Origin of the sequence: Segetibacter sp. 3557_3 (assembly GCF_004354985.1) — a bacterium.
In the GTDB taxonomy this organism is placed as follows: Bacteria; Bacteroidota; Bacteroidia; order Chitinophagales; family Chitinophagaceae; genus Segetibacter.
This window is the reverse complement of the sequence record NZ_SMSK01000002.1, coordinates 420,145-443,922: the sequence shown is the minus strand read 5'-3', so window position 1 is coordinate 443,922 and position 23,778 is coordinate 420,145. Positions and strand designations below refer to the sequence as shown.

Genomic DNA, 23,778 nt, shown 5'->3' with positions numbered 1-23,778 from the left:
AGCCGCCAGGTAGTAAACCCTGCACTAATCTACACCCGGTCAATTCGCGTTATCAATTGGCCCGGTCTACAGCCCGGTGAATTGTAATTATGCCGTACAAGTGAGTGACACAACGATGTTAAATAGCCTTCCTGAAGCCGGTCTCCAAAAAAATCCATGAAACAGAAATGGTTGGTAACCGGAAGCATCCGCTTCGACAAATGCTTACTTCACGAGGCACAATTGCGGGCACTAGCTGTTACACCAATCAACTGGAAACTTTTTTTACGGTTGAGCATAATCTGAAAAATGCATCTGCAAATTGAACTAGAATCCCCTTCCACCGGTTGCAATACGATAAACCTTTGGGGCTGCAGCCCTCAGAGCGGCACCAAAGCCAATGCAAAAAAACAGTACAAGGATTGGCACACCCAGGTAGACCAGCAAGCGGTAGTTTGGAATATGGTTCATATACATAAACGCGAGCCGGTTCATATAAGGCAGCAAGGGTACGTGTAGCCCATAGATGAGGAAAGCAAAAGCAGTTGCCCATACAAACCATTTGCGCCGCATACACCAACGTACAATTCTATCGCAGCTAAACCATATTGCAAGCACACCAGCAGCTACGGAAATAATGTGCAGCGTAGCCAGCACCCATATGTTAACCGTGGAATACAATTCGAATTCAAACGCCATAAAGGTTTTTATTACCGAGATACCAACGAAGAATAACCAACTCAGGTAATGACTGAACCATTCGGGTTTTTTATCGATGCGGTAATTGGTTTTGCATAACCATATACCCAGTGAGAAAAACAACATACCCTGGCCTTCGAAGAAGAGCCCGTTGAACATGGTGATCCAAAAGAGCAGCATGAGGCTAAACCAAATTACCGGGTATTTCACGATCGCCCACCTGAAAACAGGGTAAAATACATTATACACAAAAAGGGTGCGGATAAACCAAAGTTGAAATGAGACCGGGTAACGCAGCCACCTGTAAATCAGATCGCCCCAGCTCAACTCACTATAAGGCCTGTTGTCGCCCAACTGGTCGAGCTGCGCTTCGGCTACAGCTTTCGCGGTAACCGGGTGTTGTTGCCAGAGCCAGGTCATGGCCAACCCGGCAGCACTCCAGATAAGAAAAGGAACAACAAGCGTTTTGACGCGTTTTTTTATGCGGCTAAGGTGGGGTTGGGAGTCTTGTAAAGCAAAAATATATCCCGAAATAATAAACAGCACGGGCAGCCGAAAACGCAGCAAGCCGTTAGCAAACAGGTATTCAAAAAATGTGGTAAACGTAATGCGCTCCCTTACCAGGCTGAATGGCTGCAGGTATGTTTCATTCAGGTTATACCCATGTACAAACAGCAGCAATGCGATGCAGACAAAAGAGTAGAACCTGAATTTCTGACTAAGGAACCGATTCATTTACTTCATGTTTTTAGGGCCGCAGCTAAATGCGTACGTTGTTACAGGAGCATCCATTACCATTCAATACGCGCAAGGATGCCTGGTGATTTCTTAAGGTATTAATCAACGAATATTGAAACCTTTACCTGGGTGCCATTACCGGGTCTGGACTCGATGTCGATGGTGCCGTTCATTGCCTCTGCCCTCTTTTGCATATTACCCAAGCCATTACCGCCGTCGGCTTTTGGAACATCGAACCCTTTACCATTATCTTCTACCAGCATTGTTAGTTTTTTATTTTTGAGCGCCAGTTTAACGGTAACCCTTGAAGCATGTGAATACTTGGCTGCATTATTTACAGCTTCCTTAAAAACGAGGAAGAAGTCGCGCCTGGCTTCCATATTGAGTTTAACATCATACACATCCTCGTCGGTTGTAAATTGGAGTTCGATATCTTTTGCCTCCAGTACACTTGTGGCAAACTCGCGCATACGGGCGATGATCTTTTGCATGCTGTCGTTGGTAGGCTTAATGCTCCAGACAATATCGTCCATTGCTTCCATCATACGCTGGCTGTTATCGCTGATCTTACTGAGGTACTCCGCAGTTTTGACCGCATCAGTTGTCATCTTTGTTTTAGCCATTGAACTGAGGATATTGATTGTACTAAGTGTACTGCCCATATCGTCGTGCAGATCGCGGGCAACCCTGTTGCGGATTTGTTCTACTGCAAGTAATTTATTCACGCGCATATCGTGGATTGCGTACGCAAGCAAAGCCACGATAAACAAGAGCGAAGTATAAAACCAGTAGGTGCGCCAGAATGGTGGCTTTATGTAAATCATCACCCTCGTTGTGTTTAAACTCCGGAGTCCTTCCAGGCTTTCACAATAGATGGAGAACGTATACTTACCCGGGGGCAAGAGTGAATAGTTTACAAAAAATGAACGATCCGCTTTTATCCAACTATTGTCGACACCCTCGAGCTTGTAGTAGTACGTTAGCTTATCGCGCTGCATATAACTCAATGACGAGAAATAGATGCTGAATGAGTTTTGATCGGGCTTGAGACTTACCTGTGGAAACATGAGCAGCGAGTCTACCGGCAGGTAATCATTAAAAACCTTGAAGTCGGTTATGGTTACATCGGGTGGAGGAGCCGTATTGAGGAATACATCAGGATTAAACATGATAACCGCATTACTACCGGCAAACAACAGGTAATTGTCCTGCGATACATAATCAGACTCGCTCGCCTGTTCCGCAAGCACGATACCGTCTTTACGACCATAAGGTGTTATACGGTTATTCCTTGGATTGTACCGGCACAAGCCATTTGAAGTAATGATCCATAAAAAGCCATTTTTATCCATCCGGAGCCTGCTCACGTTATTTGAAAGCAGGCCTTCCTCGTATGTCAAGAGCCTTACATGACCATTGTTCTTATTGATGAAATTCAACGCGCCGGCACCAAATACGATAATGCTGTCATTCAGCTGCTCGATATCGTTTCCGGTATTACTAAACAGCCTGCTTTTTGAGGTGCCGGCTGTATAATGCTGGATTAGTTCGCCGCTTGCCGGGTTAATGGCATACAGGCCTTTCTCGTGTGTGGCGATCCAAAGCCACCCTTGGCGGTCGAAAAACAATTTATAAATGATGGTCCCGAAATCCATTACAACCTGCATCTCATTATTCGTCCACTTAAGCAACCGGCCCGATTGAGTTCCGAGCCACATTTGCCCCTTTTGATCTTCGGTTATAAAACGAACCGTCGAATTTGCCAGTTCATCAGGATGCAGGTATTGGGTTTGCTTTGTTGCAGGATCATGAATCATCAACACACCCATATTGCAGCCAATCCAGATTTTGCCCGTTCCAGTTTGCCTTGTCATACTCCAGGGGAGACGGGTAGCCGCACGAAGAACCTCGTTCCATGAACCAGGCGGCGGCTGTTCATAAACATAGTTTTGCTTTTTATTCATCAGCCGATCGATCGACTTTATACCCGAACCCCATGAGCTAAACCACAAATCGCCATTGGGCAATTCTAGTATGTCGGTTATCGAAGTTGTTTCGGTTCTGTTGCTAAACCTAAGGTTAACCACCGAAAAAACCCCGTCCCCATGCACCGTAAAATATAAACCCTGGTCGGTTGCCAGCCAGATGTTACCATCACGATCGCCGATCATTTGGTGTACCACCCCGTAGCTGATACCAACGCTTTCACTTTCCGCTTCGTTTTTGGTATAGATGAAGCGTCGGTTCAGCTTGTCGAAATTAAACAACACCCCATTCCCATAAATCCACAGGTCGCCTTCTTTTGTTTCGTAAAAGTGCCGGTATTCGGTATAGCCGACCGGGCCCATATTGATGCCTGCAGTATCGGCGTGCAGAAATTTGCTTCCTGTTGGGTCGAGACAATACTTATCCTGTACCCCGTTTTTTGCTAATGGCCAGCCAAAAACCCAAATCCTTCGCTGTTTGTCAAGGTATACTTCAGTTAGCCTCTCGCGGAGTTCTTTATGCTTTAGTACCGGTAATTGCTTAGGATTGTTATCCCTGGTAAATGTTTGACCGCTGGGCCGGTCGTAAATGACAAGGCCGCTGTCGCAGGCAAACCAATATTGTTTCAGCTTAACGTCCTCATGAATGCCTGCAAGACTTACCTGCCAACCGGCAGGTATGCCAAAGGACCGGGAGTTGATAAAGGCTTTGGTTACACGATCAAAGCGCAACATTCCATACCGCAATACGTTCAGGTACACATCGCCATGGGAGTCGTTCCACATCCAAAACTCTGCGCGTGCGGGTAATGGTTTATCCAGGTGAAACGCAATTTTCTGGTAACTATATGTTGATGTATTAAAGAGACCGAATTCCCTTAAGGATGGGAATGACAAGATCAGGTGGCTTTTACCAATGGGTATGATTTGCGAGACTCCGGAATGCGGAAGCAGATCGCTACCTCTTTTTTCCGTTCCAAACTGAATGAACTTACTGCCATCGAACCGCTGCAGTCCATTTGCGGTGCCAACCCAAATGAACCCTCTTGCATCCTGGTGCAAACTGCTGACGACATTACTGGCAAGTCCCATTCCGTCGTCAGTAGTAATTCGGGTGAAAGCAAAACCCTGCTGCGAACGGCCGATGATCTGGCAGAAAAGCAGGGCTATCAGGAATACAAATTTCACAACCGGCAAATCTAACAAATGGATTTATATGTTGTTTCTGCCGATAACAGATTCACCCATTTATGTGGTTAGTGTTCAATGGTATCAATTGTTTTTTGTGTCCCGACCACCCCTGTTACCGTTCGGAGACAGCCGCAAGCCGTTTGTAAAAACAGACGCTCCTGAACTTCACATCATTGTGTGATTGTATAAGCACTTGCCATCGATCATCTTTGTGTTATCAAAATCGAACGAGGATAGCAGACGAGATGATAGTAGCGATTTCGTTTTTTCGGCCGGGTTACTAACTGGCCCCTTCGCTTCAAAGCTTACAAACAAGATTTTAAACTCATAAAACTTTTTAAAATGTCAGGCAAATTCATATCTACCACAATAAGACTTGCATTGCTCGCAGGTGGTAAAAAACAAGCCGGGATCAACATCAGGAAAACCGACGAAGTAAAAGAAACCAAGGCAATGATGCAGGCACATCAAATTCTCTGGAGCAAATACAACGGTGCATCCAAGCAGTCGGTAATTGCAGAAAGATACCTGTAACCTAACCAGGCTTGAGCTGGCCGTTAACCAGCACCACCTATACAATGGGTTTAAAAAACACCATTAAACAATCAACATAAATCTAAAAATCAAGAGGATACCAAACAATGAAGAAATTACCAGGAATACTCGCGTTACTTATAATCGTTTTTTTCAGTGCATGCGAAAAAGATGTGATCCGTGGCAACGGGAACAATACCACCCAACAGCGGAACGTAGCAAGTTTTAACCGGGTGCATACCAGTGGCGATATCAGTGTGCACATTAGCGAAGGAAACACCCCGAAAGTTGAAGTAAGGGCATACGATAACATCATCAACATCGTTGAAACCGATGTAGTAAATGAAATGCTAAGCATCAGGTATAGCAAAGATTACCTTAACGTACGCAATAGCAATGCTGTAGTATATATTACTGTTCCTAGCTTGAACGCGGCAATGGTCAACGGAAGTGGAGATACGCATATCGATGGCTTTAAAACGGGTACACAGGTGGAGGCCAGGATTAATGGCAGCGGGAGTTTACACATTGGAAACAGCAATTACAACAAAGCTGTGTTCGACGTAAATGGCAGTGGCAACATCAGGGCTGCAGGTATGCAAGTGAATCATGCAGACGCAACCATTCACGGTAGTGGCGACATAGAAACGCAATGCGAAAAAACATTGAAGGCGCGAATCTCGGGAAGTGGCAGTGTGAGGTACTGGGGCGATCCGAACCTTGATGTTCAAATAAGCGGCAGTGGTAAAGTAAAGCGGCAATAGCACCTAACAGGTCATCCAACTATAATTACGGCAACCCGGCGGGTTGCCGTTTTGATTCCGGTAACATACCGTTAATGTACTATACATCATCCTTTTAAATCAGGATGGTGGCAACTGTATTACTTAACACTTAAGGTGGTTTTTACCAGGATGGTTAGTGCCTTCTGTGTTGGGCGGCGGTTTTTTCCCGTCAGGGTAAACGAAAGTTCGTTGCCGGCGAAATAATTTTTAAGCTCGGCTCCATCTATCTGCGATGAAGCGGATATAGCATATACATCAGCAAAGGTGAAGGCAGCTACGTTGGCCTGCGAGGTATTGGAATTTGATGCAAGCGAAATCCCTGCAGTTTCAAAATTCGCAAGGTTATTTTGCTGGTCGGCATTCAGGACTTCAAGGTTCATCTGCCTGACCTTTATAGTGCTAATCGTAGACACGCCAAAAACACCACGGGTGTTCGCCTTTATAGCGCTGTCAAGGTTAAAATAAACAGTATAACTTCCCAGGGAAACCTCCGAAGGCGAAACAACAGGAACCGGGGGTATAACGAGCTGAAAGGACGGCATATTCACATCTATTGGGGAGAAGAACTGTTCGACAATTTTCTTACAGGAAGACACGCTAAAGAGTAAAATTGCCACCGGAAGAAAAAACAATAACTTTTTCATGATCAGTCATTTACATTTTCTTTCCAATTACCATACCGGAGGAACACAGCGCTTAGGTTCGCCCGCCTTTGCAACAGCAAACAAGTAACGACTTTAACAAAATGCCAGCCTTCTTTAATGTTTGCATTCGTATGGTTTAGCATTCTATGAAGGTGCTTTAACACTAGTCGACTAAGCCGTTATTCATACACCTCCTGCTTTTAGGACTGCGTTTTCCAGAACCCCGTTTAAACCATTTTGCTTATCTTATCCCTTTAAAATCCTGGCTAATGAAAACGTTAGAATTGTTGAAAAATGCTACGGTGACAGGAAACATGCTGCGCGACAAAGCAGCAATGTTCATCACGCTTACTGTACTATTGTTTATAGCCTCTTGTAGTCAGAAAGAAAGCAGAGAGCAAACCGGTGAAGATGGCCTTGCTGCATTTTCTGCAGACAGCCTTGGGGCAAAAATCGCTGTGCTTGCATCGGACTCTTTCGGCGGCAGAAAACCGTTTACGCCTTATGAAACCAAGACGATCAATTTTCTAAAAAACGAATTTTTAGCAGCAGGTATTGAACCTGGCAACGGGGACAGCTATTTTCAGGATGTTCCAATGGTAAACATCTCTACAATTGCCGACTCAAGCATGCAGGTAGAGGCTCCAGGCGGCAACTTTACGCTCCGGGGATTTCATGATTACGTAGTGTGGACCGACAAAACTGATCCGGTGATCAATGTGCAACGGGCGGACGTGATATTCGCAGGTTATGGTGTGGTTGCGCCGGAATACAATTGGAATGATTATGCGGAGCTTGATGTAAAGGGAAAAATTGTGCTGGTAATGGTCAACGATCCTGGTTTTTCCACAAGCGATACTTCACTATTTAAAGGTACGACAATGACCTACTATGGCCGGTGGACCTATAAGTTTGAAGAAGCAGCACGCCAGGGTGCAAAAGGGTGTCTTGTGATACATAACCAGGCAGGTGCCAGCTACCCGTTTACGGTGCCGCAAAACAATTGGAATGGTTCACACCTGCATTTGGATGACCGCGGGAAAAATGTACCATATAGTGATATTATCGGCTGGATCTCAGGTCCTGCGGCAAGCAGGCTACTTGCAGCAGGCGGGAAAGACAGTACGTTGTTCGCGAAAGCCAGCCAGCGCGGCTTTAAAGCTGAGCCTTTGAGCCTTAAAGTTTCCACCAGCATGAAGGTACAGGCAACCTATAATATGTCGCACAATGTTATTGCAAAGATTACGGGCAGCAAGCGACCCGACGAGACGATCATTTACACGGCGCATTGGGATCACCTTGGCTTTGGTAAGCCTGATCTTTCGGGTGACAGCATTTATAACGGTGCACTTGATAATGCCAGTGCCACCGCCGGCTTATTAGAACTGGCAAGGGCATTCAAATCACTAAAGGTACAACCAGAAAGAACCATTGTTTTTCTTAGCGTGACTGCCGAAGAACAAGGTTTGTGGGGATCAGCATGGTATGCACAAAACCCGGTATACCCTATTGCGAAAACTGTTGCAAACATCAACATGGATGGGCTAAACCCCGGTGATGCGACACATGATATCATTACCATTGGCAAAGGACAAAGTGATTTAGAGGACTACCTTGAAGTGGCAGCAAAGAAAGCTGGTAGGGTGCTTGCCTTTGAAACACATCCTGAGGCCGGCTACTATTACCGGTCCGACCATTTTAATTTCGCAAAAGTGGGTGTTCCGGCATTGTACACCAAGCGGGGAGTGGATGTGCCAGGGAAAGGAGCGACCTTCGGTGAAGCAGCCGAAGAAGAATACCGCTCGAAACATTACCACCGGCCATCCGACGAATACGATCCAAAAACCTGGACGCTTAAAGGTGCAATTGACGATTTAAAACTACTCTTCCTGGTAGGTAAACGCCTTGCTTATGAAACCACCTGGCCAAAGTGGAAGGAAGGTTCGGAGTTTAAAGCTTTCCGTGAAAAAAATTAAGAATGGACGGGTAACACAGTCCCCCAATAGAATCTAATAATGAATAGCGTTTAGTCGCATCTGCTATAAACTAAAGCAACGATGAGTTTCACCTACAAAAGACTTGATTGGGACAGCAGGTTCTTTAATCTTGAAATAATCGCTGCTCACCAGCAAATTGCATCAGCCGACGATCTTGTTGACCTCGCCAGCTTAATGAGACAGGAGCAGCTCGACCTTGCATATTTGTATACAAAAGGTCCCTTTAACCTGGTTATACCAACCGGGTTCGAAATGATATTAGCTGATCAAAAAGTCACGTACCACAAACAGGTTGTTGGAACCACAGAAGCAAACCCTCATATAACGGATTATACACAGAATTATGCTAACGATAAGCTGCAGATGCTTGCGCTTGAAAGTGGATTTTACTCACGCTTCAATGTAGATCCACATTTTAACCGCCAGCAGTTTGAGGGCTTATATACTTCATGGCTTGACGCGTCGATAAAGAAACAAATTGCGGATGCGGTGTTGGTGTACACCCTGGGTACAGCAATACTTGCTTTTATTACTTTGAGCAAGAAAAACAACCTGGGGAAGATCGGCCTGCTCGCAGTAGATCCAGGATACCGCAATAAAGGTATTGGGAAAAGGCTGCTCAATGCTGCAGAGAACTGGTTTATTAAGCAGGGCTTAAGCCAGGCAGAAGTCGTCACTCAGTTGGCGAACAAGCCAGCTTGTAAGCTTTACGAAAGCGCGGGTTTTCGCCTACATTCGGTCGAACACGTTTATCACGTTTGGAGAAAAAGGGATTGACCGGGACGACATCCGCTTTGAAAATGCCTCCCAAAGTATCAGTATCGGTAAGCTTTATCTGCGGAATAATCATTTTCCGGATCCGATAGCAATTCCTATCACCCCTGGCGCATTGCACGCTTATACAAATGCGTGCGCTGCCCTATGTATAACTTAGCTGCGAAAACAACCATTTTAAAGGGCTAAGTTGGCGACATTGAGTACCATCTTACCATGGTGAGCGGGTTAACAACAAGCATGATAACAAATAAAGGCTGTTCCTTTAAAATATACTCCGTAGTGACATTATTCGAAAACGATCCACTCGTCAACCTACTACCATATGATGGGCTTGCTACTTATCATGGCACCATTCTCCCAGCAGGGCAAGCTGACGATTACTTTAAGAAGTTGATGGGCAACATAGCGTGGAACAGTGATGAAGTAGTCATATTTGGGAAACGCTTTGTTACCAGCCGGAAAGTTGCCTGGTATGGGGATGAGCCCTTTTTGTATACCTATTCGAACAGTAGAAAACTGGCGTTACCCTGGACATCGGAACTGATTGCATTGAAGCAGCTGGTTGAAGACTCCAGTGGTGAAACATTTAACTCCTGCCTGCTAAATCTCTACCATAATGGTGGTGAAGGAATGGGCTGGCACAGTGATGACGAAAGCTCACTTAAAAAAAATGGCGCTATAGCTTCCCTAAGTTTTGGTGCGGAAAGAAAGTTCTCGTTTAAACATAAACAAACCAAAGCATCCCTATCCATCATGCTTGAGCATGGTAGCCTGTTGATCATGAAAAGGGATACCCAGGCCAATTGGATGCATAGTCTTCCAAAGTCAATCAAGGTAACAAACCCACGGGTGAATCTTACCTTCAGAACATTTACCGGTTGATGGAACATCGGTTCTTTAAGCGCATAAAAACGCTTTATCTAAAAAACCGATCTGCGCAAATGAACTGTTAATTGCCTGGAATGCCCGGATGAAGGGTGAACCTGAGCTGAGAAGGATAACCTGCATCACTTCTTAGCCTTTATCGTGCGATAAGAAAAGCCGGGCAGTTATTAACGGTTTAAGCCCGGACGTGTTCGGCATTGAAATCATACAGACCGTAAAATCACCATATAAGCCATTAGCCACCAACGAGCCAAATATATCTTTCTGGAACGGCAGCTACATCAACGATCACGGTGGAAGCACTGATGCCCGGATGAGTGCGGGTTCAGCAAGTGCGGGGTGGCCGACAATTCATTAAGTCGGTATTCTGTGTCAAAGATGGCATGGGGCTACGGTTGGGCAACCGCTACAGCAAGCTTCAACATCACTTTTAATTCAAGTAACCTGACCTTTTCCGCTGGCACAAGCGGGGTAGGTAGCAAGGGGTCCGGGGCAGGCATACATACCATCTATATTTAAGCAACTATCGCATCTAAACAGCAAAGCCTTTCCTCATCCGAACGCCATTGCTGTTTTCAAACCTTTAGAAAATTCTTTTACGTGGCGTTTTCTGCGACTAGTTTGAGTTGGTTAAGTTTATGTTCCATATAGGGACCAAGAACCTTTTCTGTAGCAACAGACGAGAATTTTTCCCACGGGTACCACCTGAGTTTTTGAATGAACCGCCATTGCAACATCGATGAGCCGTCTTCACGCGGTAATACATAGAAAGACGCGTCCATGCTCCTACCCTTGTTTGTACGCCATGTTGTTTTAACCTCGGCACTGTCGGCCGATATTAGTTGTACCATCGTTTGGCCAATCATCAGCCTGGGTGACATACCGGCTTGTGTTGCCTTCATTGCCACAGGTGTGGTGTCGTGATCATGGATCCAGGAAGGCCAGTTGCGAAGGTTATTCACTAAGGGTAGAATAGCAGCAGGATTACGTTTGATTGTAACGGAACGTGAGATTACAATTGTAGAAGGTATCAGTAAGGAGATCGCCGTAAGTAGAGCAAACAGCACAAAAACACTTATCAGAGCAAGTTTTAGATAGCGCATATTATTCCCACTTAAATACTTTTATGGCAACCGTATAAATAACAATTCCCCAAACAACAAGAATCCCAATCTCCATAGAGCAATCAACAAGCCCCGCCCCTTCAAATGCAATCTTACGCATGGCTGCATTAAAATGAGTAAGCGGCAATACTTTACAAATGGGTTGCAACCAGGCCGGGAAAACTTCTATGGGGAAAAAGGTACCTGCCAGTAAAAATTGCGGCAATGTAAACAGGTTGCCAAAGGGCGGGATGGTGCTCTCACTTTTTGAAAGCCCGCTTACAACAAAACCCAATCCCATAAATACAATCAAGGCGATAAAGCTAAGCACCATGATCTCGAGGAAAGTAACAAACCCATTCACTAGTGTATAATTGAAAGCGAAATAGCCCATAAGTATGATGACAACAGCCGTGATCATCTGGAAAATAACCCTGCTCAACGCTTCACCCAGTACAATGTAGGTCCGGCTAATCGGAGTTGCAAAAAATCGTTTTAACACAAGCTGTTGCCGTAGATTGAAGAACAGGAATGCAACCCCAAATACACCTGAACTAAGCAGGGAAAAACCGAGTTGGCCTGGTAATATAAAATCGATTCGTCTGAATGTTCTTCCGGGTATCTTTTGTATATCATTATTAATGGTGGCAACAGTAGGTGCCCGCGGGAACTTTTGCTTATTTATTTCAGCGATAATCGCATTTAGAATAGATTGCAGCACCTGTAAGTTCTGGGGGTTTACTGACTCAGAACTTCGAATATTGATCTCATAGGGGATATCACCATCCGGGTTGTTGCGGATATTGAGTACAGCGGTAATTCTCCCTTTTTCGAGATCCTCCCGGGTTTCCTGCTCACCTTTTTTAATGATAGTAACTCCCGGCACCGACTTCAAGGCAAAGTAGACGGGGTTCAAAGTATCGGAAACGGGATCAATTGAGAGGTTGAATGACATTGCTCCACCACCACCTATGAAACCAAAAATGAGGATGAAGATCATTGGGAACGCAAGGCTGAAAATGATAGCAGAAGGACTTCGCCTGATGGCCTGCAGGCTCGCTCTTGTAATTGCAAGCATTGCGCTTACCTGGTTATACTTTTCGGCCATTTATTAAGGTTATGGGGCGCAAATCTATCTTATATTAAGTTGCCTACGCAACATTCTGCCTTTCAGGAAGCCTAAAACCCCGGGCGAAACAATTCCTGGTTGTTATCAAAACAACAGCAATTCAGTATTTGCCTGAGCTTCCGCTGCCTTAGTTTAGCCGCTGCAAATGCTGTTAATAAAACTTCGAATGGTTGGTGGTAGAATTACTTATTTTCGAACTGAAAATCAGATCGTATGGAAGTGTTGTCGCTATTTGAAAAAGCAGTAAAAGAAAGTGAAAGGCTTGGTCAAAAACCGAGTAATGAAACCCTGCTCCAGTTGTATTCGCTTTATAAGCAGTCAACCCTTGGAGATGTAAATGTAGCTCCCCCGGAAAACCCTTTTGATTTTGTTGCTAAAGCAAAATACGAAGCCTGGTCGGCGCTAAAAGGTAAAACTCAACAGGAAGCCCAGAACGATTACATTCGGCTGGTCAATAAACTTAAGAACTAAAGTCGCCTATGCAATAATTCTTCATACACTCCCTTTATTTGCTTACCCACACTTTCAAGGCTGTAAAGCGCACAGGCCCTTTGTGCCATCAATTCGCTGTTAACGTCAAAGTGCTGATTAAGCATTCTTTCGAATGCGCGTTCCAACTGCTGCTCGTTTTCGTTATCAATCAAAATCCCGTTGGTATCATTAATTACTTCGGGTATACCACCAACCCCGGTACTGATCACCGGAACCCCGCAGCATAGCGATTCTAAAACCACGCATGGCAGGTTTTCATACCTGCTAAATAAAACCAGTGCATCGGCTTGCCTTATGAAAGCCCCCACCTCGCTGTAGGTAACCGGGCCTGAGAAAAGAATCTTTCCTGGCGCATTCAACCTGCTTGCATACTCAAAAACTTCAGCCGGGTATGGACCAACCATATGCAAGCTGCAACTGTCGTGATGTTGACTAAAACGATTGAAGGTTTTTATAATCCCAATTGCATTTTTTTGGTAGGTCATGGTTGATACATGAATAAAGCGGAAGTGTCGGCTGGGAGCCGTATCACGTTTGGTCCGGTAAAACAGCCTTGTGTCTACTACGTTAGGAATAACCTTGTATGGCACTTCCCTATTCAACTTAACCGCCTGTATGCCAAGTTTTTCCGAGACTGGCAAGAGCCTGCTGATACGCTTAAAAACCAATCTTACCGCCGATTGAAATACCGGATTTCTCTTAGGCAGGTACCCGGGATCTTCCGGATCATAAATTGTCCAGTGTTCAGAAAGAACGAGTCGAAGGTTCCACTTCACGGACAGCAGCCAGCCGGCCAAACCACCACGAATGACAATATAACTGTGCAAAAGCAAGGGTCTGCCCCACCGCTTCCGGATAGACAGACTGTATTGAAGCAGCAGTCTGAAGAAAGTATAATTTGACTTTACCGGCTCAAGGATGCCATTTGAACCAGGATAAACCACGATGATTTCCGTTACGGTCTCCTTTGGCTGGTAAACCCTCGCTTCAACTGACTTTAAGGTTCCGCTCGTGTCTTTACCGATGTACAAAACAAGTTGCGGAACATGTAATCCCGCGGCGAAAACCTGGCGCTGGTTGAAGTCGCCTGGGTATGGATCCAGCCAGGTAGGGTACCAGCCCGGCAACACCAGCACATAATCCTTATACGGAAAGTTTACCTTCCCTAAGATTGCGTCAAGGATCTCAGCCATTGTATGTCACCTTTTTTAATGGTCCAGTAATCTTTAAAAGCAATCCCGTGTTCTTTCCTCATATGAACAAAGGAATACAGGAAGTTAACCATGTAGCCGGCTGAGCTTATCATGGCCGCAGCAATAATACCATGTTTGGGAATGAAAATGACGTCAAGAACAAGTATCAGCACGAGAGCCAATACTGCCCCCTTGAGGTTGACACTTACCTTGTTGATGCCGCCAAAATACGCACTCAAAACAGTAAGATTACTAAGTGCCCATATACCCGGAAGAATAAACAAAAAAGGCACATACATCAGGTCATATGTTTTACCAAACACAAAGGGAAATAACCATTTGCCGGCAATGAGTACAAGGCAAAATAACACAACATACCCTACAGAGGTAAAACGACCAATTCTCAGGATGTTATCTTTTATGGTCGAACGCTCGCTTCCGCTGGCTGTATGCGGGAATACAACGCTTGAAACAATTGCCGGAATAATCAAGAGCATCTGAGCAAGCTTCGAAACCTGTATATAATTGCCTAACGCCGCATCGCTGTTGAACTTCTCCACAAACCAGTAATCAACCCGGTATACCAGAAAAAAAACCAGGTTTGCCCCAAGTGCCGGCAGCGCGTATTTAAAAAGCTTACGATACTCCGGCCAAGTGGGCAATGAAACCTGCTGCCAACTTTTGTTATAGACAAGAAATCCTCCCGCCAGTAAAACACCTGTTGCAAGAAAGTACGCGAAATAAATGTCTACAGAAAAGCCTGAACCCGTCTGTGCGATCGTTTGTTTTTTTGGAATAGACAAGATCAACAACATATTCAGGAGGATCATCAGGACATTAGGTACAATGAAGTTTTTAAGCGAATAAAACTGGACAGTAAAAAGACTGGTCAGCTGTATACCGGCAATATAACAAAGGGAATAGAACAGGTAGTCATTCCGCTGCTCTGTTGTAACGGTATGGATCCAGGTATAATATATGACCAGGAAGAGACCGACAATGATACTCACCACCAGGGACCAGATCAAAGAAAACCAGGCAAGGCTATTGCGATTGATCTGACCATTCGACCCATAATAATTTACCGCATTTTCCATTGTTAATCCGGCGATAAGCATCAGTAACGACAGATTATTACAGAAATAAAATATCCAACCCGCATTCTCAGCTTCGAAATACCGGGAAACAAATATGTTTATCAACAGAACGGTTAGAAAATACATCCCTCTCCATATCAGACCTTGTATAACCTGTTGTTGAAAGCTCATTTATGCTACGCAGTGTTAATGGCTAAAAATACGACGGTTTCCCAAGCACTTGTAAAGCATTACTCCGTAAGTCAAGGGTTTTTACGGCATGCAGCAAGATCATCGGTTTGAATGTATCTGTTATAACGCCATCCATGTACAGGGTACCCTGTTGACAACACTTGTTCCCGGCAGAAAGAACAACTGCAATAGCTACTCCTCGCTGTTACTTCCGTCCGAGTTATTAGAATGCCAGCTCAGTGAAGGGCCGGGAATAACACGCCCCTTCTTTGGTTTATTATTAATTCGTTTGCCCCACCATGATCTAGCAAGTACACCGTAATCTCATTACAGTCTTGCCCGGCCAAACGGGGCAACTGGCTGATCCCATATTCCACATTTAGCTCACCCCCACTTAAAACATGCATTCACCTGGTGAACAGTGAGTTACACCTTATACTTTTTCTAATTTAAGGACTCCAAAACTTTTCTGATCAACAAATATGATTAACTTTGATATGAGTAGAAAAAGAAGTGATTTGTTATAACACACTTAAACAAACTTAACCCGTAAAGGCTTGTCAACCTTAAAAAATGATTGTTTGCGTATGCCAGGTACTTGAAAAAGTTCCTTTTGTTAAGCTTGCATTAGCGCTTTCAATTGGAAGAATTTATAAGGACGGATGACTGCTTAGCCTTATCATGTTTTTGAGCTGTTTCTATCTGTCGGACTGGAAAAATGATGTGATTGCAACATTCTGCGGTGTTTCTCCATCACATACCTACAATTAACAGGTTTTATGACCGAAACAGGCATGAGCAAATTTCAACTGTACGGTAAACTTTTCACAAGACAGTGGTGTTACAAGAACTGAACACGAGCGAGTTAGAAAGAATTTAATAAGCCGATAACCTGGTAAAAGCATCCAATTGGGCTTATTATCTTCTCTTTACGAAACCAAAATCATGACAACGATTATAGGTGATTTTCGAAACCTTTTACAATGATCGTAAACCTGAATAATTCTATGAACCCAAACATCAATATACTCATAGCGGATGATGATAAAGATGATGCCGACTTCCTTAGTGAAGGTATTTCAAAAATCATTTCCAGTTATGAGGTGTTTCACGCCACCGATGGCGGAAAATGTATTACCTATCTGAAAACAAACCCTCCACCGGAGTTGATTTTTCTGGACCTGAATATGCCAGTGCGAAACGGAGTGGAATGCTTGAAGCAGATCAGGCTAAATCCTGTACTTAAAACCACCTGGGTTATCGTTTATTCTACATCGCATAACATGCGCGATATTGACACTTGCTACAAAGAACAAGCAGACTTTTACCTCATAAAGCCGGTCACCCTTAGCGGATTAACGAACATTTTGGAACAACTTTTTTCAGCCATTGGTAAACCCAGGCATGCTATAAAAGCGAAAGACGAGTTTGTGCTTATGGAGCGTAAGAAGATGCTTTGGTAACCTGGGATACACATCCTGACAGAAGCATCTACAGTCATAGGATTCTTCATCTATCCCTAAGAGTAACCTGGCCGTTCAGGTTCCCAACATGAATTGTAAAAGTGCCGGCAGGACTAGCCCCGCCGGCACTTTCATTTATTTAAGTGCATTTATAATGGCAACAAATTCTTCAGCAACCAGCGATGCTCCTCCCACGAGTCCCCCATCAACGTCGGGCTGATGAAATATTTCTTTCGCATTTGAAGCTTTTACACTTCCACCGTATAAAATGGATATTTGGTCCGCAATTTCACGGCCGTATTTACCAGCTAACTCGCTCCTGATGTGCGCGTGCATTTCCTGTGCCTGCTCACTCGAGGCTGTTTTGCCCGTTCCGATTGCCCAAATCGGTTCATAAGCAATAACCACTTGTTTCACCTGCTCCGCCGAAAGATGGTAAAGCGACTCTTGAAGCTGGGTGCTCACAAATTCATTTTGTCCTCCGCTTTCACGAATGGGTAAAGCTTCACCGCAGCAAAAAATTGGTTTGATCCCGTATTCAAGCGCGATATCAATTTTTTCAGCAAGGAATTGATTAGACTCGTTGAAATACTCTCTTCGCTCACTGTGACCGATTATCACGTATTCCACCTCTACGGAGTTAAGCATTTGAACAGAGATCTCGCCAGTGAAGGCACCGGATTTTTTAGAGTGACAATTTTGCGCAGCAACATGCATGTGAAACTTGTCGGCAATATGACCCACCGCCATATCAAGGTAAGGTGCCGGTACGGCAAAAACAACCCGCTGACTCTCCTTTACTGAAGCAGTTAAAGAAAGCACTTCTGTAAGAAGGTTATCGGCTTCATCCCAGCTTAGATTCATTTTCCAGTTGGCTGCCGCAATCTGATATCGCATATTATCCGGTTTAAGTTTAATTTATGGTTGTTATGTACCTGCGAAAGTTAGTCATTGTAATTATCGAACACATACTTCAAAATCGAAATTTCACTTTCCGAGAATAATTTATTCTTCATTTGTTTCCATTTCGAGATGTCTTTTAGGGCTTTATCGAACTCATAACGGCTCAGTTCTTTTGTGCCCCACGTGAAGTTGGGAATTATCTTAGGCGTCAGGCCCTCTCCAAAAATGTTGCAGCACACACCTGCCACTGTTCCTGTATTGATGGATGTATTGATCGCTGTCCTGGAGTAGTCGCCCATCACCAGTCCCCCTTTATTACCTGCCGAAACAAAGGCGCGTTGGTGATAATTCCAAAGCTTCACTTCACCAGCGGTATTTTTTACATTACTGTTGCTTGTTCCTGCACCAAGGTTACACCATTCACCAATCGCGCTGTCACCAAGGTACCCGTCATGCGCTTTGTTGGTATAACCCATCATAATCGCATTCTTGATTTCTCCTCCTGCAACACAGCCCGGACCTATCGTTGTGGCACCATAAATTTTTGTACCCATCTTCACCGTTGCCGTATCACACAACGCAAATGGCCCACGTATTGTCGACCCTTCCATAATCGTAGCACCCTTTCCAACGTAAATCGGGCCATGCGAAGCATTAAGTATACAAAAATCAAGAACGGCTCCCTCTTCGATAAAGATGTTTGATGGATTGGACATTTGAACCGAATCGTACCCTCCTGCGGACGCCCGCCCTTTCGTCACCAGCCGAAAGTCAAATTCAAGCACTTCGGCGTTCCATTGAAATACATGGCATGGAAGATCTATCCGCTTCACCAATTCAAAGGAACGCTTCTGCGAAAACAATGACGAAAAATCGTCGCCAAATTCGGGCAGTGCGCCTGGCAGTACCCTCCCTCCAATTAATCCATTATTGTCGAATAAACCCTCGCCGTTATCAAGGCTCAAAAGCGACTCCACGAGAGCTTCGGTTACAATAACACTGCTGTCAATCATAAGAAAATCCCGCAGCTCCAAAGGGTCGTAAAGTTCAGCTAGGTAAGTATCCGTCAATACCTGTACACGTGTACCAGATATTAAGTTCCAGCGCTCCATCCCAGTAAAAATACCCATCCGAATTCCGGAAAGCGCTTTAGTAAGCGTGAGGGGCATCAGCTGATCCCGGATGGCTGTATCAAACAGAAGAATGTCCATAGGTAGATCAATGTCTATTCGTCAAGAAATTTTTTTGGAACCCGGCGTGTGTAATTCTGCCAAACATCGTTGCGTCGCACTCTTGTACTTTATTTCCATTGCGCAGCTTCCTGGCAACAGCACCTACCCAATCTGGTTTATCGTTTAATATTGTTACTGTAGGATCAAGAAAAGTTCACGGAAAATTCTTCGATGTAAGGGCGTTCGTCCCTGATATCCTTCATACAAACCCTACAACGATCCTTAGGATAAAGAAAGCGCCAGGTAAAACAATAATAAAATGGGTGTTATATGATGCAGGAAAAAGCACTTCAGCTATTCCTCTGCCAAACTAAAGAGCGTATCAACAAACTCGTTTTTATCAAAGATCAACAAGTCCTCCATTTTCTCCCCTACACCAATGAACTTTACCGGTATCTTAAACTGGTTTGCGATAGCCAGCACAACCCCACCTTTGGCTGTACCATCAAGCTTGGTAATCGCCAATGCGGTAACATTGGTGGCTGCTGTAAACTGTTTTGCCTGTTCAAGGGCATTTTGGCCGGTTGATCCGTCAAGCACAAGCAAAACTTCATGTGGTGCATCTGGTATTCCTTTCTGGATAACTCTTTTGATTTTTCCGAGTTCATCCATCAGGTATGCCTTATTGTGCAGGCGGCCTGCCGTGTCAATAATAACAACATCAGATCCCCTCGAAATACTACTTTGTACTGTATCAAACGCCACTGCTCCCGGGTCGCTGCCCATAGATTGTTTAACAATGGGAACACCTGTACGCTCACTCCAAATGGTAAGCTGATCAACAGCCGCCGCCCTGAAAGTATCAGCCGCTCCAAGCAAAACAGACTTACCTGCTTTCTTAAAATTATAAGCGAGTTTACCAATGGTAGTTGTTTTACCTACTCCATTTACACCTACCACAAGTATTACATAGGGCTTGGTTCCGGTTGGGGTAGAAAAGTCTTTGTAACTCTGCTCAGGAGCATCAACAAGCACCGCACGGATCTCTTCCTGCAAAAGCCTGTTCAGGTCACTTGTATTTACATATTTATCGCGGCTAACCCGATCTTCAATTCGCTTAATGATTTCAACCGTGGTTTCGATACCTACATCGGCACTAACAAGTGCTTCTTCAAGATTATCCAGCACTTCTTCGTCTACGGTGCTTTTACCAGCAATGGCTTTTGTGATCTTCGTAAGAAAGTTTTCCTTTGTCTTTTGTAAACCCTGGTCAAGGCTTTCCTTTTCTTTTTTCCCAAATAACTTTCCGAAAAAACTCATTGTCTTTTTGTTTGATTTTAGTTTGGATTAACCACCGGTGTAAAATACAAAAAGCCATCCGCTAAAAACGGACAGCTTTAACATAGGTTTCAGCGTAAAACTATTTAGCTGATAAAAAATCTTTCACTTTATCCTTGTGCACAATTGCTTCTTTAAAAGTGTATGCACCGGTCTTTGGACTACGAACAGCTTTGATAACTTTACTCCAGTTCTTTGCCTCAGCTGCTGCTTTTTGGTCCTTTGTTTTGATCGCGGTTTTCGCTGCTTTTGCCATGATATATTACTTGATAGGATGATAAACCTTATAGAAACCTGTTGAATACCGAAAGACCTATTTGATTTCTTTATGAACGGTTACTTTCTTCAGAATGGGGTTAAACTTCTTCAACTCCAGACGCTCAGGGGTATTTTTCTTATTCTTCTTGGTAATGTAACGGCTTGTACCGGGCATACCGCTTGCTTTATGCTCCGTACACTCCATGATTACCTGAACCCTGTTACCTTTCTTTGCCATTGTATAATTATTTAAAAACGAATGTTAGATTTTCGATCCGTTGGCTCTGAGTTCTTTCACTACAGTAGACAAACCGTTTTTGTTGATCGTACGAATCGCTTCGGTAGAAACCTTAAGCGTGATCCAACGATCTTCTTCAACCAAGAAGAAACGCTTGGTTTGCAAATTTGGTAAAAACCTACGCTTGGTCTTTATATTCGAGTGCGATACCTTATGACCCGTAATTGGCTTTTTACCTGTAACCTGACATACTCTCGACATGATGATAAATTTTCGGACGGCGAAGGTCGGAAAATCCAACGAACAATCAAAAAGAAAAACAGTTTTTTACGCAAGTTTTTATCAATCCAATTCTTCCACCTATTATTTTAACCGCTCAGGATAGGCTATACACAACAAACAAGCATATAAAAGTATACTTCTTTTGCACTGCATTGACTAAACCTGGAAAATACCTTAGAAATCATCATGCATATCCTGGATTTCCTACCAGGTCACACCATAGACCAGCCATTACGCTAAGTGCTAGAAACGAACCTGTTAATACACTATCTTGCATACGCAACTTTTATTATGGCCTTTCTTCTGCTTAACCTCGACTTTCTCGACCATCCGTGTTACCGACGTACTGATCTGTAACCAATTTTCTTTTTTCAAACTATTCTATGCGCACACCTGAAGTAAAAGCAGACCCGGGGCACTACATGACCCTGGAGGAAAAATTTAATGCACACAATTATCATCCTCTTCCCGTTGTGCTCGAGCGAGGTGAGGGAATATATATGTGGGATGTCGAAGGAAAAAGGTACTTCGACTTTCTTTCAGGCTATTCTGCGCTTAACCAGGGACATTGCCACCCCGCAATCATCCATGCGCTAACAACACAGGCCAAAAAACTCACCCTTACTTCACGGGCTTTTTACAATAACCTGCTCGGTGAATTTGCACAATATATTACCAGCTACTTTGGTTACGACAAAGTGCTGGCGATGAACACCGGAGTTGAAGGGGGCGAAACAGCCGTTAAGCTTGCCCGCCGCTGGGGATACGTAAGCAAGGGCATATCGGAAAATAAGGCCCGGGTAATCTTTGCAGAAAATAATTTTTGGGGGCGAACCCTTGCAGCCATTTCCTCCTCTACAGATCCTTCAAGTTACCGGGGATTTGGACCTTACATGCCCGGTTTCGACCTGGTGCCTTACAATGATCTTCCTGCACTGGAACAAGCGTTTCAGAACCACGACGTAGCAGCCTTTATGGTTGAGCCGATACAAGGCGAAGCAGGTGTAGTTGTTCCAACTGACGGATATCTGGCTGGTGTTCGTCGGCTTTGCACCGAATACGAAGTACTGTTAATTGCAGATGAGATACAAACAGGACTTTGCAGAACCGGCAAAATGCTCGCATGCGATTACGAAAACGTACGACCCGACATTCTCATTTTAGGAAAGGCTCTTAGCGGCGGTGTGTTCCCGGTTTCAGCCGTACTCGCCGACGATGAGATTATGATGAATATCAAACCCGGCGAACATGGCTCAACCTATGGTGGTAACCCGCTAGCCTGCAGCGTGGCAATAGCTGCTTTACAGGTACTTAAAGACGAAGATCTCGCGGCCAATGCCATGGAGATGGGTTCGTTATTCCGGCATAACCTTCAATCAATAGGGTCACCGTTTATCAAGGAAATTCGCGGCAAGGGTCTTCTAAATGCCATCGTTATCGAACATCCAAACCCTGATGCCGCATGGGAACTATGCATGAACCTCAAGAAAACAGGCTTGCTTGCAAAACCAACCCATGGAAACAAGATTCGTTTTGCGCCCCCATTGATAATCAATCGTGAGCAACTCTTAGAAGCACTTGACCTTATTAAACGTTCACTGCAGACACTAAAATAATATTCCGGCAGTAAGGTTTGCGTTTGGCTTGAAAAACTGCCCGGTTTAGAGCCAACGATATTAGCTGTAGCCGGCATTATTGTAAGGTATGTGCCTACACTACCTGGTAATTTAGAGCAGCCTGAAGTGCTGAGCAGGGATCAATTTAATAAGCAATCCTCCACTGTCACCGACAACGGGACTAAATTAACCGAAACAGCTTTCAGGTTCACATTTCCCTAACTAAACTATCAAAATCCGGCACTTGTTTAGCATATAGTATGGGCAAACGAACACATGAAAAAAATACTCCTTTTAACCTCCGTTCTGTTAGCCACAGCAATGTACAAAAGCGCTAACGCCCAGGTTAGTATCCGGGTAAACATTGGCGACCAGCCAGTATGGGGACCTGTGGGATACGACTTTGTGGACTACTACTATTTTCCGGAAGCAGATTTCTACTATAACGTTCCGCAACAGCAGTTCATCTATTTCGACGGACGACGGTGGGTTTCCGCTTACGCACTTCCCGGCCGGTACAGCAATTATGATCTGTTTCGCTCCTATAAGGTTGTTGTCAATGATCCGGATCCTTTCCGCCGGAACGATTATTACCGCAGCAGGTACGGCAATTTTAGGGGCCAATCGCAAACCATCATTTACGACAGCCGCGATCCCCGGTACTATATAATCGAAAAACATCCTGAACATAGTCGCTGGCTTGCAAGTAGAAGATCAAACGAATACGGTCGTAACTACCGGAATGATGAATTTAATAATCCGCGTCGCTATGACAACAGGGACTACAACCGTTCCTTCAATGATCGCAACAATAATCGATCATTTGATAGCCGTGAATTCAACAACAATGATGTAAAGCGGTTTAACCCTATTCCGCGGGGAAATGAGTCTTTCCGGGATAACAGACGGGGTCCGGACCTAAGGGAAACCGGTAATCCCGGAAGAGAGGGTCGCCCTTACAGAAGGTTCTAGTTTGTTTCGAAAGTTTTAAAAAGCCGTTTAAGCCAAACGGCTTTTTTTGTTGATTCTTTCAAGAAAGCTGCAGATGTTTAGGGCAGTTTTTCAAGGACATGTTCCTTCGTGTACTATTTTCGCGCCTCAAAAATTAT

Annotated in this window: 22 protein-coding genes; 9 read left to right on the top strand and 13 right to left on the bottom strand. The window is 44.4% G+C overall.

Annotated features, from left to right (window positions below):
• Positions 1-306: 306 nt before the first annotated feature.
• On the bottom strand, positions 307-1,413 hold the full coding sequence (locus EXU57_RS06195; protein ID WP_133267305.1) for an acyltransferase family protein: 1,107 nt from the start codon (positions 1,411-1,413) through the stop codon (positions 307-309).
• A 101-nt stretch (positions 1,414-1,514) separates the two neighbouring features.
• Positions 1,515-4,589 (bottom strand): two-component regulator propeller domain-containing protein, encoded by a 3,075-nt coding sequence (locus EXU57_RS06190; RefSeq protein ID WP_133267304.1) that lies wholly within the window; start codon positions 4,587-4,589, stop codon positions 1,515-1,517.
• 345 nt (positions 4,590-4,934) lie between these two features.
• On the opposite strand from EXU57_RS06190, the gene EXU57_RS06185 reads away from it, so the two are divergent.
• Positions 4,935-5,126, top strand: coding sequence for a hypothetical protein (locus EXU57_RS06185; protein ID WP_133267303.1), 192 nt, complete (start codon positions 4,935-4,937; stop codon positions 5,124-5,126).
• A 107-nt stretch (positions 5,127-5,233) separates the two neighbouring features.
• A complete protein-coding gene (locus EXU57_RS06180; protein WP_133267302.1) occupies positions 5,234-5,890 on the top strand; it encodes a head GIN domain-containing protein in 657 nt (218 codons plus the stop codon).
• A 119-nt stretch (positions 5,891-6,009) separates the two neighbouring features.
• Here EXU57_RS06180 and EXU57_RS06175 read toward each other — a convergent pair whose 3' ends face one another.
• On the bottom strand, positions 6,010-6,555 hold the full coding sequence (locus tag EXU57_RS06175) for a hypothetical protein (protein ID WP_133267301.1): 546 nt from the start codon (positions 6,553-6,555) through the stop codon (positions 6,010-6,012).
• A gap of 269 nt (positions 6,556-6,824) precedes the next feature.
• Between EXU57_RS06175 and EXU57_RS06170 the strand changes: the two genes are divergently transcribed.
• The 3 genes from EXU57_RS06170 (at position 6,825) to EXU57_RS06160 (ending at position 10,211) form a co-directional block, all read left to right on the top strand.
• A complete protein-coding gene (locus EXU57_RS06170) occupies positions 6,825-8,531 on the top strand; it encodes a M28 family metallopeptidase (RefSeq protein ID WP_243745526.1) in 1,707 nt (568 codons plus the stop codon).
• Positions 8,532-8,612: 81 nt separating this feature from the next.
• Positions 8,613-9,329 (top strand): GNAT family N-acetyltransferase, encoded by a 717-nt coding sequence (locus EXU57_RS06165; RefSeq protein ID WP_133267300.1) that lies wholly within the window; start codon positions 8,613-8,615, stop codon positions 9,327-9,329.
• A gap of 237 nt (positions 9,330-9,566) precedes the next feature.
• Complete coding sequence (locus EXU57_RS06160; protein ID WP_207955404.1) at positions 9,567-10,211, top strand: alpha-ketoglutarate-dependent dioxygenase AlkB family protein; 645 nt, start codon at positions 9,567-9,569, stop codon at positions 10,209-10,211.
• A 599-nt stretch (positions 10,212-10,810) separates the two neighbouring features.
• On the opposite strand, the gene EXU57_RS06155 is transcribed toward EXU57_RS06160, so the two are convergent.
• The gene (locus tag EXU57_RS06155) at positions 10,811-11,317 is read right to left on the bottom strand and encodes an SRPBCC family protein (RefSeq protein ID WP_133267299.1); all 507 of its coding nucleotides are present in this window, start codon (positions 11,315-11,317) and stop codon (positions 10,811-10,813) included.
• A gap of 1 nt (position 11,318) precedes the next feature.
• On the bottom strand, positions 11,319-12,425 hold the full coding sequence (locus tag EXU57_RS06150; protein ID WP_133267298.1) for an ABC transporter permease: 1,107 nt from the start codon (positions 12,423-12,425) through the stop codon (positions 11,319-11,321).
• A gap of 234 nt (positions 12,426-12,659) precedes the next feature.
• On the opposite strand from EXU57_RS06150, the gene EXU57_RS06145 reads away from it, so the two are divergent.
• Positions 12,660-12,917: an acyl-CoA-binding protein gene (locus tag EXU57_RS06145; RefSeq protein WP_133267297.1), complete on the top strand. Its 258-nt coding sequence runs from the start codon at positions 12,660-12,662 to the stop codon at positions 12,915-12,917.
• On the opposite strand, the gene EXU57_RS06140 is transcribed toward EXU57_RS06145, so the two are convergent.
• The gene (locus tag EXU57_RS06140) at positions 12,914-14,131 is read right to left on the bottom strand and encodes a glycosyltransferase (protein ID WP_133267296.1); all 1,218 of its coding nucleotides are present in this window, start codon (positions 14,129-14,131) and stop codon (positions 12,914-12,916) included. The two genes, EXU57_RS06145 and EXU57_RS06140, sit on opposite strands and share 4 nt — an antisense overlap.
• Positions 14,104-15,399: a lipopolysaccharide biosynthesis protein gene (locus tag EXU57_RS06135; protein WP_133267295.1), complete on the bottom strand. Its 1,296-nt coding sequence runs from the start codon at positions 15,397-15,399 to the stop codon at positions 14,104-14,106. Before EXU57_RS06135 ends, EXU57_RS06140 begins: the two co-directional genes overlap by 28 nt.
• Before the next feature lie 983 nt (positions 15,400-16,382).
• Here EXU57_RS06135 and EXU57_RS06130 point away from each other — a divergent pair.
• Positions 16,383-16,862: a response regulator gene (locus tag EXU57_RS06130; protein WP_133267294.1), complete on the top strand. Its 480-nt coding sequence runs from the start codon at positions 16,383-16,385 to the stop codon at positions 16,860-16,862.
• A 135-nt stretch (positions 16,863-16,997) separates the two neighbouring features.
• Here EXU57_RS06130 and tpiA read toward each other — a convergent pair whose 3' ends face one another.
• From tpiA to rpmB, 6 genes are all read right to left on the bottom strand, one after another.
• The gene (tpiA, locus tag EXU57_RS06125) at positions 16,998-17,759 is read right to left on the bottom strand and encodes a triose-phosphate isomerase (protein ID WP_133267293.1); all 762 of its coding nucleotides are present in this window, start codon (positions 17,757-17,759) and stop codon (positions 16,998-17,000) included.
• Between the two features lie 47 nt (positions 17,760-17,806).
• Positions 17,807-18,976 carry a putative sugar nucleotidyl transferase gene (locus tag EXU57_RS06120; protein WP_133267292.1) on the bottom strand — a complete coding sequence of 390 codons (1,170 nt, stop codon included), beginning with the start codon at positions 18,974-18,976 and terminating at the stop codon, positions 17,807-17,809.
• A 315-nt stretch (positions 18,977-19,291) separates the two neighbouring features.
• On the bottom strand, positions 19,292-20,257 hold the full coding sequence (gene ftsY / locus EXU57_RS06115) for a signal recognition particle-docking protein FtsY (RefSeq protein WP_133267291.1): 966 nt from the start codon (positions 20,255-20,257) through the stop codon (positions 19,292-19,294).
• A gap of 100 nt (positions 20,258-20,357) precedes the next feature.
• Positions 20,358-20,531: a DUF4295 family protein gene (locus EXU57_RS06110; protein ID WP_133267290.1), complete on the bottom strand. Its 174-nt coding sequence runs from the start codon at positions 20,529-20,531 to the stop codon at positions 20,358-20,360.
• 57 nt (positions 20,532-20,588) lie between these two features.
• Complete coding sequence (gene rpmG / locus EXU57_RS06105; protein ID WP_133267289.1) at positions 20,589-20,771, bottom strand: 50S ribosomal protein L33; 183 nt, start codon at positions 20,769-20,771, stop codon at positions 20,589-20,591.
• A 24-nt stretch (positions 20,772-20,795) separates the two neighbouring features.
• Complete coding sequence (gene rpmB, locus EXU57_RS06100) at positions 20,796-21,032, bottom strand: 50S ribosomal protein L28 (protein WP_133267288.1); 237 nt, start codon at positions 21,030-21,032, stop codon at positions 20,796-20,798.
• Positions 21,033-21,436: 404 nt separating this feature from the next.
• On the opposite strand from rpmB, the gene rocD reads away from it, so the two are divergent.
• On the top strand, positions 21,437-22,669 hold the full coding sequence (gene rocD / locus EXU57_RS06095; protein ID WP_133267287.1) for an ornithine--oxo-acid transaminase: 1,233 nt from the start codon (positions 21,437-21,439) through the stop codon (positions 22,667-22,669).
• Positions 22,670-22,945: 276 nt separating this feature from the next.
• The gene (locus EXU57_RS06090; protein WP_133267286.1) at positions 22,946-23,641 is read left to right on the top strand and encodes a hypothetical protein; all 696 of its coding nucleotides are present in this window, start codon (positions 22,946-22,948) and stop codon (positions 23,639-23,641) included.
• Positions 23,642-23,778: the final 137 nt, after the last annotated feature.

Excerpts from the sequence above, each read along its gene's own strand:
- EXU57_RS06195 (WP_133267305.1), bottom strand. The coding sequence starts at position 1,413 with ATGAATCGGTTCCTTAGTCAGAAATTCAGGTTCTACTCTTTTGTCTGC.
- EXU57_RS06185 (WP_133267303.1), top strand. The coding sequence starts at position 4,935 with ATGTCAGGCAAATTCATATCTACCACAATAAGACTTGCATTGCTCGCA.
- EXU57_RS06180 (WP_133267302.1), top strand. The coding sequence starts at position 5,234 with ATGAAGAAATTACCAGGAATACTCGCGTTACTTATAATCGTTTTTTTC.
- EXU57_RS06175 (WP_133267301.1), bottom strand. The coding sequence starts at position 6,555 with ATGAAAAAGTTATTGTTTTTTCTTCCGGTGGCAATTTTACTCTTTAGC.
- EXU57_RS06170 (WP_243745526.1), top strand. The coding sequence starts at position 6,825 with ATGAAAACGTTAGAATTGTTGAAAAATGCTACGGTGACAGGAAACATG.
- EXU57_RS06165 (WP_133267300.1), top strand. The coding sequence starts at position 8,613 with ATGAGTTTCACCTACAAAAGACTTGATTGGGACAGCAGGTTCTTTAAT.
- EXU57_RS06160 (WP_207955404.1), top strand. The coding sequence starts at position 9,567 with ATGATAACAAATAAAGGCTGTTCCTTTAAAATATACTCCGTAGTGACA.
- EXU57_RS06155 (WP_133267299.1), bottom strand. The coding sequence starts at position 11,317 with ATGCGCTATCTAAAACTTGCTCTGATAAGTGTTTTTGTGCTGTTTGCT.
- EXU57_RS06150 (WP_133267298.1), bottom strand. The coding sequence starts at position 12,425 with ATGGCCGAAAAGTATAACCAGGTAAGCGCAATGCTTGCAATTACAAGA.
- EXU57_RS06145 (WP_133267297.1), top strand. The coding sequence starts at position 12,660 with ATGGAAGTGTTGTCGCTATTTGAAAAAGCAGTAAAAGAAAGTGAAAGG.
- EXU57_RS06140 (WP_133267296.1), bottom strand. The coding sequence starts at position 14,131 with ATGGCTGAGATCCTTGACGCAATCTTAGGGAAGGTAAACTTTCCGTAT.
- EXU57_RS06135 (WP_133267295.1), bottom strand. The coding sequence starts at position 15,399 with ATGAGCTTTCAACAACAGGTTATACAAGGTCTGATATGGAGAGGGATG.
- EXU57_RS06130 (WP_133267294.1), top strand. The coding sequence starts at position 16,383 with ATGATCGTAAACCTGAATAATTCTATGAACCCAAACATCAATATACTC.
- tpiA (WP_133267293.1), bottom strand. The coding sequence starts at position 17,759 with ATGCGATATCAGATTGCGGCAGCCAACTGGAAAATGAATCTAAGCTGG.
- EXU57_RS06120 (WP_133267292.1), bottom strand. The coding sequence starts at position 18,976 with ATGGACATTCTTCTGTTTGATACAGCCATCCGGGATCAGCTGATGCCC.
- ftsY (WP_133267291.1), bottom strand. The coding sequence starts at position 20,257 with ATGAGTTTTTTCGGAAAGTTATTTGGGAAAAAAGAAAAGGAAAGCCTT.
- EXU57_RS06110 (WP_133267290.1), bottom strand. The coding sequence starts at position 20,531 with ATGGCAAAAGCAGCGAAAACCGCGATCAAAACAAAGGACCAAAAAGCA.
- rpmG (WP_133267289.1), bottom strand. The coding sequence starts at position 20,771 with ATGGCAAAGAAAGGTAACAGGGTTCAGGTAATCATGGAGTGTACGGAG.
- rpmB (WP_133267288.1), bottom strand. The coding sequence starts at position 21,032 with ATGTCGAGAGTATGTCAGGTTACAGGTAAAAAGCCAATTACGGGTCAT.
- rocD (WP_133267287.1), top strand. The coding sequence starts at position 21,437 with ATGCGCACACCTGAAGTAAAAGCAGACCCGGGGCACTACATGACCCTG.
- EXU57_RS06090 (WP_133267286.1), top strand. The coding sequence starts at position 22,946 with ATGAAAAAAATACTCCTTTTAACCTCCGTTCTGTTAGCCACAGCAATG.